We start from the raw sequence: 13,432 nt of genomic DNA on the forward strand, positions 1-13,432 counted from the left end.
CCACCCAGTCCAGATCAGAAGGAGATTCGATTCATGTCCAAGGTTTATGTCTTCACCGGCTACGGCGGACCCGAGACCCAGCAACTGATCGAGGGGCCTGTTCCAACGCCCGGGCCCGGGGAACTGGCCATCGAAGTCCGAGCCGCCGGTGTAAATCCGGCGGACTGGAAGATCCGGGAAGGCCAGCTGGGCCGTCACTGGAGCCTGCCGGCGCCGATGGGCCGTGAAGCCGCCGGCGTAGTCACTGAGGTCGGCGACGGGGTCGAGGACTTCGCCGTGGGCGACGAGGTGCTCGGCCTGGTGGCGCCCGGGCAGGGTGGAATGGCCGAGCACACACTGCTGCGCGCCTCCACGACTGTGGCCAAGCCCGAGGAGATCTCCTTCGCCGACGCGGCCACCATCCCGGTGGCCGCAGCCACGGCCTACGACGCCACCCACCAGATTGAACTCAAACCTGGCCAGACCCTGCTACTGCTCGGCGCCGGCGGCGGAGTGGGACTGATGGCGACCCAGATTGGTCGCGTGCACGAGTTCACGGTCATCGGCGTGGCCAGCGCAACCAAGCGGGAACTCGTCGAGTCAACTGGTGCCACCTTCATCGAATCCGGTCCAGGGGTGGCCGATCGGGTGCGGCAGGTGAGTGCCGGCGGCCCCGACCTGATTGTTGATCTCGTCGGTGGCGATGCGCTGCGTGCTGTTGCGGACCTGGTGCCCGACCGAACCCGGATCATCTCCGCAGCGGACCCAGACACCGCCGCCGAGCTGGGCGGCCTGGCCCTGGCACGCACGGATGAGGCCATGGCCAAGATCACCGAGGTCATCCAATACGGACTGGTCGATCCCCACGTGGACGCTCAGTTCGCCCTTGATCAAGCAGATCAGGCGATTGCCGCAGTGGAGACCGGACACGCCGCTGGAAAGATCATCGTGGTGCCCTAAGGCTGGCTCCACCGACACCACCGGGGGCGTGGGTGATCAACCGGCAAATCCGAAGACGAACACATGACAACAGATAACCACCATGGGAACGACCACCGGCACTGGGCCGCTTCGGGTCTGCTGTACGAGTAGGTGACAGTTTCGGTTAGGCCGCGAGGGCCAGGTTCTTGGTCATGATGGTCTCGAACTCGACCGGCGTCAAACGGCCAAGGCGTGGCTGTCGACGGCGTCGGTGGTAGGTCCGCTCGATCCAGGTGACGATTGCGATCCGCAGGTCTTCCCGAGTGGCCCATGCCCGCCGGTTGAGGACGTTCTTCTGCAGCAATGAGAAGAACGACTCCATCGCGGCGTTGTCGCCGGCCGCGCCGACCCTGCCCATCGATCCGATCATGCGGTGACGGGCCAGCGCGCGGATCGCCTTCCGGGACCGGAACTGGCTTCCTCGGTCGCTGTGTACCACGCAACCGGCGACGTCGCCGCGCAGCGCGGCCGCGTTGTCGATCGCGTTGACCACCAGCCGGGACTTCATCCGCGAGTCGATCGAGTAGCCGACGATCTTGTTGCTGAACACGTCCTTGACCGCGCAGAGGTAGAGCTTGCCCTCGGCGGTGCGGTGCTCGGTGATGTCGGTCAGCCAGAGCCGGTTGGGGGCATCGGCCACGAACTCGCGCTGCACGAGGTCGTCGTGGACGGGCGGGCCGGCCTTCTTGCCGTGCCCGCGAGCCTTGCGCTTGCCGAACGCCGACCACCAGCCGTTCCGCGACGCGATCCGCCACGCCGTGCGGTCAGCCATCGGCTCCCCGACGTCGCGCGCCTCATCGGCCAGCAGACGATGCCCGAACTCGGGGTCGTCGCGGTGGGCGTCGAACAGCGCGTTCGCGCGATACGCCTCCACCAGATCAGCACTCGTGACGGGGTTGGCGAGCCAGCGGTAGTAGGGCTGGCGAGCGAGCTTCAGCACCCGGCACGTCACCGCGACGGGGATCCCATCGATGGCGAGCTCTTTCACGAGCGGGTAGGTCATTTTCCCGGCAGATGCGCCTGCGCGAAGTACGCCGCCGCGCGGCGAAGCACCTCGTTCTCCTGCTCCAGCAGCCGGACCCGCTTGCGCAGCTCGCGGGCCTCATCCGATTCAGCCTTGGTCGCACCAGGCCTCGCACCGGTCTCGACGGTCGCCTGGCGGACCCAGTTCTGCAGACAGGTCTCGCTGATCCCGAAGTCCGCCGCGATCTGACGCAACGGAACACCGGGCTCACGGTTCCGAGCAACGCGCACGACGTCCTCACGGAACTCACGGGGGTAGGGCTTGGGCATGATGACATCCTCCCAGCGGCACCTCACGGCACCACAGATCAGGTGTCACCTATCCGTGCAGCAGACCCATGTCTACTGCTACTTCGTGTGCTCCGGTCGGCACTCCAAGCGCACCGACTGCACGCGCCAGGCGATGCTCATCGAAGACGTCGAGAAGCTCGTCGAGGAGTACTATACCCGCGTCCAGATCACGCCGGCCCAGCAGGATGCCCTCGCAGGGATGCTCCATCATGAGTTCGACCGGCTCATGGCCGCTGAAACCGAGGAACTGGAACGCCTCAGCACCAACCGCGATCGGCTCGAAGGCGAGCAGGACCGGCTCATGCAGGCGCACTACGCCGACGCGATCCCGCTCTCAGTGCTCAAGCGTGAGCAGGATCGGATCGTCGCCGAACTCGACCAGGTAGCCCGCCGCATCGACGCCCACTTCGGCGACTACGCCGACGCCCGAGCCCACCTCGACGACGCCCTCGGCCTGCTCGCCAACTGCGCCGACATCTACACCCGCTGCGACGACACCAACCGGCGTCTGTGCAACCAGGCGTTCTTCACGAAGGTCTTCATCGACGAGGACAACGAACTGCGCGTCCAGCACAACCGCCCCTTCGAGATGCTGCTCGATCCGCAGGTCAACGCCAACGCTCTAACCTGGGTCGCGGACGCGAACAAGGCCCGAACCTCGACCAACGTTTCCGTTGGCAAGGGTTCGAGCCTTGTGCGTGCGGTGGGCCCGGTGGGGCTCGAACCCACGACCAGCGGATTAAAAGTCCGACGCTCTACCGACTGAGCTACAGGCCCCTCCCCCCAGCGTACCGAGCGGCCCGGGGGTCGGCCGCGCGGATGATTCCGGTCGCTCCCCCTGGTGAGCATGGCGCGCATCCGTCAGAGTTGGCCCGACCCGCCCCTCCAGGAAGGCCGCATGACCGCCGAGACCCCCGCGCGCCCGTCGTCGCCCGACGACGCGACGGCTGCGGCGATCGCCGGCGAGCCCGTGCGGCAGCGGCTGCTGACCACCACCGATCCGGAGGTCGGGTTGACCGCGGCCGAGGTGTCGCAGCGGGTCGCCGACGGGCGCGCGAACCGGCTCGCGCACGCCTCCAGCCGCACGCTCATGTCGATCCTGCGCGCCAACCTGTTCACGCTGTTCAACCTCGTGATCGCCGTCTGCACGGCGGTGCTGCTGCTGCTCGGCCGCTGGCAGGACGCGCTCTTCTCGTTCGCCGCGATCTCGAACGTCGTCATCGGCGTCGTGCAGGAGCACGGCGCGAAGCGCAAGCTCGACTCGCTCGCGCTGCTGCACGTGCAGCGCAGCACGGTGGTGCGCGACGGCGAGCGGCTCGACGTCGCCATGGAGCAGCTCGTGCAGGACGACATCCTGCTGCTGCGCCGCGGCGACCAGGTGCCGGCCGACGGCGTCATCGTGGCGAGCGAGGGCATCGATCTCGACGAGTCGCTGCTGACGGGGGAGTCGGAGCCGCAGCTGAAGCACGTCGGCGACGGGGTGCTGTCGGGCTCGGCCGTCTCGTCGGGCTCGGCGGCGGTGCAGCTCACGAGCGTCGGCGGCGATTCGTTCGCGGCGCGACTGACGGCCGAGGCGCGCCGCTTCTCGCTCGTGCACTCCGAGCTGCGCGCGGCGCTCGACCGGGTGGTGCGGTGGATCTCGATCGCGCTCGTGCCGCTCATCGCGATCGTGCTCAACGGCCAGATGCAGGCGCGCGGCGGCTGGGCCGCGGCGATCGAGAGCGGCGCATGGCAGGACGCGGTCGTGCTCGCGACCGCCGCGATCTCGGCGTCGGTGCCGCAGGGCCTCATCCTCATGACGTCGATCGCCTTCGCCGTCGCGGCCGTGAAGCTCGCCCGCCGGCAGGTGCTCGTGCAGGAGCTCGCCGCGGTCGAGGGGCTCGCGCGCGTCGACGTCATCTGCCTCGACAAGACCGGCACCCTCACCGAGGGCGACGTCGAGCTGCTCTCGGTGGCGCCGGTCGGCGACGACGGGAGCCCGGGGGATGCGCTGGCCCCGGACGACCTCGGGCGCGCGTCGGGCGCGTGGCTCGACGCGCTCGCCTGGTTCGGGCACGACGAGAGCGCCAACGCCACCGCCAAGGCGATCGCCCCCGCGCTCCCGAGGCCCACCGAGCGCGCGAGCGCCGTCATCGGCTTCTCCTCCGCGCGCCGTCGGAGCGCCGTCGCGTTCGCCGCCGGGCGGATGCGCGGCACCTGGATCCTGGGTGCCCCCGAGTCGGTCGTCGGCGACGAGGCGGCGCACCCGGCCGTCGCCGCGCGCGCGCTCGAGATCGCCGCCGGCGGACGCCGCGCCCTCGTGCTCGCGCACGCGCCGCATCCGATCTCCCCCGAGGAGGCGGAGCGGCAGGAGCTTCCCGCGGCGCGGCCGGTCGCGGTGCTCGCGTTCGGCGAGCACGTGCGGCACGACGCGGCCCTGACCCTCGACTACTTCCGCGCGCAGGGGGTGGAGGTGCGCATCCTCTCGGGCGACCACCCGCGCACCGTCGGCGCGGTCGCGCGCCAGGTGGGGGTCGACCTGCCCGGCGACGCCTTCGACGCGCGGCACCTGCCGGCGGAGCCCGCGGCGCTCGCGGCGGTGCTCGCCGAGCACCGGGTGCTGGGGCGCGTCACGCCGGGGCAGAAGCGCGGCATCGTCGAGGCGCTGCAGGCGATGGGCCGCACGGTCGCCATGACCGGCGACGGCGTCAACGACGCGCTCGCGCTCAAGACCGCCGACCTCGGCATCGCGATGGGATCCGGCGCGCCCGCGACGAAGGCCGTCGCTCGGCTCGTGCTGCTCGACGGGCGCTTCTCGCACCTGCCGCGCGTGGTCGCCGAGGGGCGGCAGGTGATCGCCAACATCGAGCGCGTCTCGCGCATCTTCCTGACGAAGACGACGTACGCGTTCACGATGGCGCTGCTGTTCGGGGCGCTGCTGCTGCAGTACCCGTTCCTGCCGCGGCAGCTGTCGGCGACCGACGGGCTCACCATCGGCATCCCCGCCTTCTTCCTCGCGCTCATGCCGGCCGCGACCCGCTACGTGCCCGGCTTCCTGTTCCGCAGCCTGCGCTTCACCGTGCCGTCGGGGGCGACGGTGGCGCTCGCGATCCTCGCGACGACCCTCCTCGGCCGCGCCGCCGGCGCCGACGAGCGGCAGGTGCAGACCGCGGCGGTCATCACGCTCACCGTCTGCGGGCTGTGGGTGCTCGGCATCGCCTGCCGGCCGTTCACGCCCACGCGGGCGGCGATCGTCGCCGTCATGGCCGCGTCGCTCGTGATCGCGGTGCTGCTGCCGCCCATCCGCGACTTCTTCGAGTTCCGGCCGCCGGAGCCCGACCTGCTGCTCGGCTCGATCGGCCTCGGCCTCGTCGCGAGCGTGCTCATCGAGCTGTGGCACCGGCTCGCGCCGAAGCTGCCGCCGGCGATCGTCGCGGATGCGCCGCGGGCGGCGGGCGACACGGCCTGAGGGTGCGGCGCGCGTCCAGCCTCGCCGCCTATCGTGCTCGCAGGACCGCCACTCGAGGAGCCGCCATGATCCCGTCCCTCCGCCGCCCCGCGCTCGCGCTGCTCGTCGGCGCCGCCGCCGCCATGCTCACCGTCGGGTGCGTGCCGCAGCCGCCGGCGGCGCCGCCGCAGCCCACCGAGACCCAGGCGCAGCCGGCGCCGAGCGAGTCGCCGGAGGCGACCGAGACCGCGGCGCCGAGCGAGACGGCCGCGCCGACCGAGGGCCCCTACGAGATCACCGCCGAGGGCCAGGACGGGTCGGTCTGGAGCTTCGAGGTGACCGACATCGCGGTCGTCGAGACCGACGCGGCGGGCGACGCGGCGGAGCCGGGCAAGCAGCTCGTCGAGGTGCTCGTGTCGGGCGAGATGCTCGAGGGCGACGAGGCCGACTTCTTCCACGCCTTCCACATCTACATCGTCGACGACGCGACCGGCTCGCAGTACGGCCTCAGCTCCGCATCGAACTACTACGCCGAGGGCGACCTGTTCACCACCGGCACCGAGCCGTCGTTCGTCGACGGCGTCGGCATCTTCCACATCCCCGACACCGTCGAGCTGAACCACGTGCGCGTCACGACCGACCAGGGCGGCGTCTGGGACTTCACCGGCTGACGCCGCCCGGCGCATCCGGGATGATGGGGCGGATGGCTGACGACTTCACCCGCCCCACGTTCTTCTCGAACGACTGGTTCGACCGCGTCGAGGGCGACGTCGACCCCGCGGTGCGGCTGCAGCTGGCGAGCGAGACGGCGCAGGCGCTCCTCGCGCGCGTGCGCAGCGGCGCCGACCCGGGCGTCGTCGAGCGCATCCTGCGCGTCGCGCGCGAGGACGGCATCGACACGGTCGCCGAGCTCTGGTCGCAGGCGCGGCCCCACTCGCTGCCGGGGGCGCTGTGGCGCGTCAACCTGCTGCACGCCCTCGTCACGCAGCGGGCCCCCGAGGCCGCCTCGCTCTACCAGGCGGGGGCGGATGCGCTCCACACGGCGGCGCCGGTCGTCGCGGGGGTGCCGGCGCCGGCGAGTCCCGCGGAGCTCCGGGCGCTCACCGAGACGATCCTCCGCGGCGTGTTCGCCGGGGACTTCGCGCTCGCGCTCGAGCGCGCCGCCGCGTTCGCGACGGTGACGGCCGCCGGGGCCGTGGAGGCCGCCCACCGGGACGAGGCGACGCATCCGGAGCGCGCGGGCGAGCGCACCCGCATGGCGGCGTCGCTCGCGGACATCTCGGGCGACCTGCAGGTCTGCGCGCGCATGTGGCGCTCGGAGAGCCTCGTCTGAGCCGCGGGCGCGGCGCGCCTGTGCACAGCCTCAGCGTCGCCGATGAGGATCCGTCATAGGCTGACGGCCGGGTCGGCGCACGGGCGCCGGCGTCCGACCAAGGAGCACGACATGGCACGCCGCACCCTCGCCGCAGCGATCATCCTCACCGCGGGCGCGCTCGCCCTCACGGGCTGCATCCCGCTGCCGCCCGCGGTCCCCGCGGCGCCCACGGCTCCCGTCGAGCCGGGCGACCCCGTACAGCCGACCGAGTCGACCGAGCCCGGCGCGACCGCCGAGCCCGGCACGGGAGGCCAGGTCGCGGGCGAGGAGTTCACCGTCGACGACGGGCTCGGCGACGTGTGGACCTTCTCGGTCGTCGCGGTCGAGGCCGACCCGCCGATGGAGTTCGCCGAGCCCGAGCCCGGCACCGCCTTCATCGGCATCGTCATCGACGGCGAGCACCTCGAGGGGAGCCTCGACTTCACCGGCTGCTTCGACATCCTCGTCGTCGGCAGCGACGGCGAGCAGTATGACTGGGCCGACACGATCGGCACCGCGACCGCCGAGGACGACATCTTCTACGCAGACACGCAGTCGTTCACCGGCGCGCGCGCGGCCGTGCAGCTGCCCGAGGGCGTCACGCCCGCACAGCTCATCTTCCGCTCCACGTACGGGCACCCGGATGTGCCCGACACGGTCATCGACGTGCAGTGACCGACCGCTGAGCGGCAGGGGCGCCCGGGTTCCGGGCGCCCCTGCCGCGTTCGCGGGGAGCGCATCCGCCCGCGTGTCACGCCGAGGCTCGCTACCCTGGTGAGGCCGGGCCGCGTCACCCCGGGCTCCAATATTCGCCGCTGCGAGCGGCCTTTCCGCCGAGAGGCGTTTCGCGGCCCGGCACTTCCATGCTCGGAAGCCTGCGCCCGCGTTCACCCGCTGTTCACCTTCGCGGAGCCTCGCCGCCACCCGGTCTGCCTACCGTGGTCCCCGGCGCGCGATCGTGCGCCCAGTCACGGGGATCCTCAGCCCCTGCACCGACACTTTCCGAAAGGGAACACTGTGAAGTTCACGAAGCTCGGCCGCGCTGCGGTCGTCGCCGCAGCGGGCGCGCTCCTGCTCTCGTCCTGCGCCGCCAACGAGCCCGCAGCCGGGCCGGCCACCGACGGCTCCGAGGCTCCCGAGTCCACGCTGTCGGGCGACCTCGCAGGCGCCGGCGCCTCGTCGATGGGCGCTGCGCAGGAGGCGTGGATCGCGGGCTTCCAGTCGGCCAACCCCGACGTCAACGTGACCTACGACCCGGCCGGCTCCGGCGCGGGCCGCGAGCAGTTCATCGCCGGCGGCGTCGGCTTCGCCGGCTCCGACGCGATCCTCGGCGACGACGAGCTCGCGGGCGAGTTCGCCGCGTGCGCCCCCGACACGCTGCCCGTCGACCTGCCGGTCTACATCTCCCCGATCGCGGTCATCTTCAACGTCGAGGGCGTCGAGTCGCTCAACATGGACGCCGCGACGATCGCGGGCATCTTCTCCGACCAGATCACCAACTGGAACGACCCGGCCATCGCCGAGCTGAACCCCGACGTGACGCTGCCCGACGCCCCGATCACCGCCGTGCACCGCTCGGACGACTCGGGCACCACCGAGAACTTCACCGAGTACCTCGCCGCGACGGCTCCCGACGTCTGGACCGAGGGCGTCTTCGAGACGTGGGCCTACGGCGGCGAGGGTGCCCAGGGCACCTCGGGCGTCGTCGACGCGGTCACCAACGGCACCAACACGATCGGCTACGCCGACGCGTCGCGCGCCGGTGGGCTCGGCACGGTCGCGCTGCAGGTCGGCGAGGAGTTCGTGCCGTTCTCGGCCGAGGCCGCCGCCGCTGCGGTCGACGCGTCGCCGCGCATCGAGGGCCGTCACGAGGGCGACATCGCCGTCGAGCTCGACCGCACCACGACCGAGGCGGGCGTCTACCCGCTCGTGCTCATCTCGTACGCGATCGCCTGCACCGACTACGAGGACGACGCGACCGCCGAGCTCGTGAAGGCGTACCTGTCGTACATCGTCTCGGCCGAGGGACAGTCGGCAGCGGAGGCCAACGCCGGCAACTCGCCGATCTCGGACGCGCTGCGCGACGAGGTCCTGGCTGTGATCGACACCATCCAGTAAGACTGGCATCATCACTCCGTAGCCTTCGGGCTGCACCGTCCGGCCGGGGCGCTCGTTCGCCCCGGCCGGATTCCATGCCCTGGTCCGTCCCCGAGCCCGCTGGGAGCCCCATGACCACCGCAGCACCGCCCGCGACGCGCGCAGCCGCGCCGAACCGGCCGGCTGACGTCATCTTCAAGGCGGTCTCCACCACCGCCGGCGTGCTGATCCTCGTCGCCCTCGCGGGCGTCGCGATCTTCCTCGTCGCGCAGGCGGTCCCGGCGCTCATCGGACCGCTCCCCGAGGACGACAGCTTCCTCGCCTGGGTGTGGCCGCTCACGTTCGGCACCCTCTGGTCGGCGTTCCTCGCGATGCTCATGGCGGTGCCCGTCGCGATCGCGATCGCGCTGTTCATCACGCACTTCGCACCGCGCCGGCTCGCGATGGGCCTCGGCTACCTCGTCGACCTGCTCGCCGCCATCCCCTCGGTCATCTACGGGCTGTGGGGCATCGCCGTGCTCGCGCCGTTCCTGCAGCCGTCCTACGCCTGGCTCGCGCAGAACCTCGGCTGGCTGCCGCTGTTCACCCCGCCCGCCTCCGGCACCGGCCGCACCGTGCTCACCGCATCCATCGTCCTGGCCGTGATGGTGCTGCCCATCATCACCGCGCTCTGCCGCGAGATCTTCCTGCAGACGCCGCGCCTCAACGAGGAGGCGGCGCTCGCGCTCGGCGCGACGCGCTGGGAGATGATCACGATGGCGGTGCTGCCGCACGGGCGCTCCGGCATCATCGCCTCCTCGATCCTCGGCCTCGGCCGGGCGCTCGGCGAGACGATGGCGGTCGCGATGGTGCTCGCCTCCTCCGGCGCCGTCACGTTCGTGCTCGTCGGCTCGCAGAACCCCTCGACGATCGCCGCGAACATCGCGCTGCGGTTCCCCGAGGCGCACGGGCTCACCGTCAACATGCTCATCGGCTCCGGCCTCGTGCTCTTCGCGATCACGCTGATCGTCAACGCCGTCTCGCGCATCATCATCGCGAAGACGACCGTGGACGGAGGGAGGTAGGCCATGACCACCACCACGACCGCTCCCCGCCGCGAGACGTCGAACCCGCTCACCGCGGGCCAGCTGCCCGCGTGGGGCCCGTGGGCGCTGCTCGGCGTCGCGGTGCTCATCGGCGCCGCCGTCTCCGGCCTCGTCGCGGGCGCCTCCGGCACCGACTTCAGCATCGTCTCGACCGTCGTCATCGGCTACGTCATCTACCTCGTCGCGATCACCGTCGTCAGCCAGCTCATCGAGGGCGGCCGGAAGGCCACCGACCGGCTCGTCACCGGCGTCGTCGTGGGCGCGTTCGCGCTCGCGCTCGTGCCGCTCGTGTCGCTCATCGTCACCGTGGTCATCAACGGCGCGGCCCGCTTCGACATGACGTTCTTCACCTGGACGATGCGCAACATCGTCGGCGAGGGCGGCGGTGTGCTGCACGCGATCATCGGCACCCTGCTCGTCACGCTCTGGGCGGCGATCATCTCGGTGCCCGTCGGCATCTTCACCGCGATCTACCTCGTCGAGTACGGCAAGGGCGCGCTGTCGAAGGCGATCACGTTCTTCGTCGACGTCATGACCGGCATCCCCTCGATCGTCGCCGGCCTCTTCGCGTACGCGCTCTTCGCGCTGTTCGCGGGCGAGGGCGTGCGCTCGGGCTTCGGCGGCGCGGTGGCGCTCAGCCTGCTGATGATCCCGACCGTCGTGCGCTCGACCGAGGAGATGCTGAAGCTCGTCCCCAACGACCTGCGCGAGGCGTCGCTCGCGCTCGGCGTGCCGAAGTGGCTCACGATCGCCAAGGTCGTGCTGCCCACGGCGCTCGCCGGCATCGTCACGGGCGTGACGCTCGCCATCGCCCGCGTCATCGGCGAGACCGCGCCGCTGCTCATCATCGCCGGCTTCACCACGAACATGAACTACAACGTGTTCGACGGCCGCATGATGACGCTGCCGGTGTTCGCGTACAACCAGTACGTGAGCCCTGGCGTGCAGGAGCAGGCCTACTTCGACCGCGCCTGGACGGCCGCGCTCGTGCTCATCCTCATCGTCATGGTGCTGAACGTCGCGGCGCGCCTCATCGCCCACTTCTTCGCACCGAAGGCCGGAAGGTAATCCCGACATGTCCAAGCGCATCGAAGTCAACGACCTCGACGTCTACTACGGCAGCTTCAAGGCGGTGGAGGGCGTCTCGGTCGAGATCGAGCCCCGCAGCGTGACCGCCTTCATCGGCCCCTCCGGCTGCGGCAAGTCGACCGTGCTCCGCACGCTCAACCGCATGCACGAGGTCATCGCGGGGGCGTGGGTCGACGGCGAGGTGCTGCTCGACGGCGCCAACCTCTACGGCCCGGGCGTCGACCCGGTCAACGTGCGCCGCCAGATCGGCATGGTCTTCCAGCGCCCGAACCCGTTCCCGACGATGTCGATCCGCGAGAACGTGCTGGCCGGCGTGCTGCTCAACAACCGCCGCATGTCGAGGAGCGACCAGGACGACCTGGTGGAGCGCTCGCTGCGGGGCGCCAACCTCTGGAACGAGGTGAAGGACCGCCTCAACATCCCGGGCTCGGGCCTCTCCGGCGGCCAGCAGCAGCGCCTGTGCATCGCGCGCGCGATCGCCGTCAGCCCCGACGTGCTGCTGATGGACGAGCCGTGCTCGGCGCTCGACCCGATCTCGACGCTCGCGATCGAGGACCTCATCGAGGAGCTCAAGCAGGAGTACACGATCGTGATCGTGACCCACAACATGCAGCAGGCGAGCCGCGTCTCCGACAAGACCGCCTTCTTCAACATCGCGGGGACCGGCAAGCCGGGCAAGCTCATCGAGTTCGGCGAGACCACGAAGATGTTCTCGAACCCGTCCGTGCAGGCCACGGAGGACTACGTCTCGGGCCGCTTCGGCTGATCCTGCTTCCGTTGGTCGAGTAGGCCGCGCAGCGGCCGTATCGAGACCGCGCCCCCTCCGTTGGTCGAGTAGGCCGCGAAGCGGCCGTATCGAGACCACCACCCTCCGTTGGATAGTTCTATGTCTCGGGATGCGCAAGATCGGTTCTGAGGTTGCGGAAGATCTCTCGGACGATAGCTCGCTTCAGCGCTCGCATGATGTCGCGCTTGGAGAGGCCCTCGGCAAGCCGTCGATCACGGTAGGCGCGGGTGCGGGGGTCGTGCGCGAGTCGGGTGAGCGCGATCGTGTGGATAGCGCGGTTCGCTTGCCGGTTGCCGCCGCGGTGGAGGCGATGCCGGTGGGTCCTGCCGCTGGAGACCGGGATCGGCGCGGTGCCGGTCAGGCGCGCCAGCGCCGACTCGGAGCGGATGCGGGCGAAGTTCTCGCCGACGGCGACCAGCAGGATCGCGGCGGTGATCGGGCCGACGCCGGTCGCTGCCAGCAGCGTCGGCGCGACCGCCTGCACGAGCGCGGCGATGTCGGACTCGGCCGCATCGATCTCTTCGGTGAGCTGCCGAGCGCGGGTCGCGAGGCGCCGCAGCGCCAGCTTGGCGGCCTGTTCCGGCTCGTCGAGCCTGGCGGTGTCGGGCCGCAGTCGCGCGGCCGCCGTCACCAGCGCGCCGGTCGTGGTCGGCAGCGTTTCCCGCAGGGATGCGGGCGCAGTGGTGCGGACCGCCTGCAGCTCGTTCAGCGCCTGCGTGCGGGACTTGACCGCGCTCTCGCGAGCGGAGTGCAGCAGCCGCAGCGACTCGACCGGCCCGGTGGTGTCCTTCGGGATCGTGCTCGCGGAGCCTGCGAGGACCTTCCCGGCCGCGGCGATCACGTCGGTGCGGTCGTCCTTGCCGCGACGGGCCCGGGTCGCGCGGTCAGCGGTGTTCACCTCCAGCACGGTAACGCCCGCGGCCCGAAGGTGCCGGGCCAGTCCTGCCCCGTACGAGCCGGTCAGCTCGACCCCCATCCGGTCGATCAGGCCGTAGCCGGCGACCCAGTCCAACAGCGCCTGGTAGCCGGCGCTCGAGACGGGGAACGCCGCGTCGGCCAGCAGCTCGCCGGTGAGCGTCACTACCGCGGCGTGGTGCGTGTCGAGATGCGTGTCCACGCCGGCGACAACGGCCCGCGCGAGCGGGCTTGCGGTGAGTACCATCAGAATCTGTCTCCCTCCGAATCACGTTTCGGCGCGGATGACCGATCCGGGCGGGGCCGACACCACATTGACGAGCGAGATCTCGCAAGGTTCTATCAAGTCAGGCCCCGTCCGGCACCACGCCAGGACGCGACGGCCACGACAGCCACCGACAGAT

The 13,432-nt window shown here is 70.9% G+C and carries 13 protein-coding genes and 1 tRNA gene; 9 read left to right on the top strand and 5 right to left on the bottom strand.

The genetic code is table 11. The annotated features are described in order from the left end of the window. Positions 1 to 33 precede the first annotated feature (33 nt). On the top strand, positions 34 to 939 hold the full coding sequence (locus MU522_RS07390) for an NADP-dependent oxidoreductase (protein WP_246990421.1): 906 nt from the start codon (positions 34 to 36) through the stop codon (positions 937 to 939). Positions 940 to 1,084: 145 nt separating this feature from the next. Here MU522_RS07390 and MU522_RS07395 read toward each other — a convergent pair. From MU522_RS07395 to MU522_RS07410, 4 genes are all read right to left on the bottom strand, one after another. Beyond that, positions 1,085 to 2,253 (bottom strand): IS3 family transposase gene (locus tag MU522_RS07395; RefSeq protein ID WP_246990422.1). Its coding sequence is split into 2 segments (ribosomal slippage): positions 1,085 to 1,966 and positions 1,969 to 2,253, totalling 1,167 coding nucleotides; the frame shifts between segments, so codons are not numbered across the junction. A 49-nt stretch (positions 2,254 to 2,302) separates the two neighbouring features. After that, complete coding sequence (locus tag MU522_RS07400) at positions 2,303 to 2,587, bottom strand: hypothetical protein (RefSeq protein ID WP_246990423.1); 285 nt, start codon at positions 2,585 to 2,587, stop codon at positions 2,303 to 2,305. A gap of 21 nt (positions 2,588 to 2,608) precedes the next feature. Next, positions 2,609 to 2,848, bottom strand: a complete 240-nt coding sequence (locus MU522_RS07405; protein ID WP_246990424.1) for a hypothetical protein — start codon at positions 2,846 to 2,848, stop codon at positions 2,609 to 2,611. Between the two features lie 130 nt (positions 2,849 to 2,978). Further along, positions 2,979 to 3,051 (bottom strand) — tRNA-Lys (locus MU522_RS07410). A gap of 121 nt (positions 3,052 to 3,172) precedes the next feature. On the opposite strand from MU522_RS07410, the gene MU522_RS07415 reads away from it, so the two are divergent. From MU522_RS07415 to pstB, 8 genes are all read left to right on the top strand, one after another. After that, positions 3,173 to 5,722 carry an HAD-IC family P-type ATPase gene (locus MU522_RS07415; protein WP_246990426.1) on the top strand — a complete coding sequence of 850 codons (2,550 nt, stop codon included), beginning with the start codon at positions 3,173 to 3,175 and terminating at the stop codon, positions 5,720 to 5,722. Positions 5,723 to 5,787: 65 nt separating this feature from the next. Further along, entirely contained in the window at positions 5,788 to 6,372 is a 585-nt protein-coding gene (locus MU522_RS07420) for a hypothetical protein (RefSeq protein WP_246990428.1), read from the top strand. Positions 6,373 to 6,404: 32 nt separating this feature from the next. Further along, entirely contained in the window at positions 6,405 to 7,034 is a 630-nt protein-coding gene (locus MU522_RS07425) for a DNA-directed RNA polymerase subunit beta (RefSeq protein ID WP_246990429.1), read from the top strand. Between the two features lie 111 nt (positions 7,035 to 7,145). Beyond that, positions 7,146 to 7,730: a hypothetical protein gene (locus MU522_RS07430; protein WP_246990430.1), complete on the top strand. Its 585-nt coding sequence runs from the start codon at positions 7,146 to 7,148 to the stop codon at positions 7,728 to 7,730. Positions 7,731 to 8,072: 342 nt separating this feature from the next. Continuing rightward, positions 8,073 to 9,173: a phosphate ABC transporter substrate-binding protein PstS gene (locus MU522_RS07435; protein WP_128190058.1), complete on the top strand. Its 1,101-nt coding sequence runs from the start codon at positions 8,073 to 8,075 to the stop codon at positions 9,171 to 9,173. A gap of 110 nt (positions 9,174 to 9,283) precedes the next feature. Beyond that, positions 9,284 to 10,216, top strand: a complete 933-nt coding sequence (gene pstC, locus MU522_RS07440) for a phosphate ABC transporter permease subunit PstC (protein ID WP_246990431.1) — start codon at positions 9,284 to 9,286, stop codon at positions 10,214 to 10,216. A gap of 3 nt (positions 10,217 to 10,219) precedes the next feature. Next, a complete protein-coding gene (pstA, locus tag MU522_RS07445; protein ID WP_146355512.1) occupies positions 10,220 to 11,305 on the top strand; it encodes a phosphate ABC transporter permease PstA in 1,086 nt (361 codons plus the stop codon). A 7-nt stretch (positions 11,306 to 11,312) separates the two neighbouring features. Next, on the top strand, positions 11,313 to 12,092 hold the full coding sequence (pstB, locus tag MU522_RS07450; RefSeq protein ID WP_146355510.1) for a phosphate ABC transporter ATP-binding protein PstB: 780 nt from the start codon (positions 11,313 to 11,315) through the stop codon (positions 12,090 to 12,092). Positions 12,093 to 12,210: 118 nt separating this feature from the next. Here the strand turns inward: pstB and MU522_RS07455 are convergent, their stop codons facing one another. Next, the gene (locus MU522_RS07455; RefSeq protein ID WP_246990433.1) at positions 12,211 to 13,275 is read right to left on the bottom strand and encodes an IS110 family transposase; all 1,065 of its coding nucleotides are present in this window, start codon (positions 13,273 to 13,275) and stop codon (positions 12,211 to 12,213) included. Positions 13,276 to 13,432: the final 157 nt, after the last annotated feature.

Origin of the sequence: Agrococcus sp. SCSIO52902 (assembly GCF_022983135.1) — a bacterium.
Lineage (GTDB): Bacteria > Actinomycetota > Actinomycetes > Actinomycetales > Microbacteriaceae > Agrococcus > Agrococcus sediminis.

Bases quoted from the DNA above. Each gene is read 5' to 3' on its own strand.
- MU522_RS07415 (WP_246990426.1), top strand. From the start codon at position 3,173: ATGACCGCCGAGACCCCCGCGCGCCCGTCGTCGCCCGACGACGCGACG.
- MU522_RS07390 (WP_246990421.1), top strand. From the start codon at position 34: ATGTCCAAGGTTTATGTCTTCACCGGCTACGGCGGACCCGAGACCCAG.
- MU522_RS07420 (WP_246990428.1), top strand. From the start codon at position 5,788: ATGATCCCGTCCCTCCGCCGCCCCGCGCTCGCGCTGCTCGTCGGCGCC.
- pstB (WP_146355510.1), top strand. From the start codon at position 11,313: ATGTCCAAGCGCATCGAAGTCAACGACCTCGACGTCTACTACGGCAGC.
- MU522_RS07425 (WP_246990429.1), top strand. From the start codon at position 6,405: ATGGCTGACGACTTCACCCGCCCCACGTTCTTCTCGAACGACTGGTTC.
- MU522_RS07430 (WP_246990430.1), top strand. From the start codon at position 7,146: ATGGCACGCCGCACCCTCGCCGCAGCGATCATCCTCACCGCGGGCGCG.
- pstA (WP_146355512.1), top strand. From the start codon at position 10,220: ATGACCACCACCACGACCGCTCCCCGCCGCGAGACGTCGAACCCGCTC.
- pstC (WP_246990431.1), top strand. From the start codon at position 9,284: ATGACCACCGCAGCACCGCCCGCGACGCGCGCAGCCGCGCCGAACCGG.
- MU522_RS07455 (WP_246990433.1), bottom strand. From the start codon at position 13,275: ATGGTACTCACCGCAAGCCCGCTCGCGCGGGCCGTTGTCGCCGGCGTG.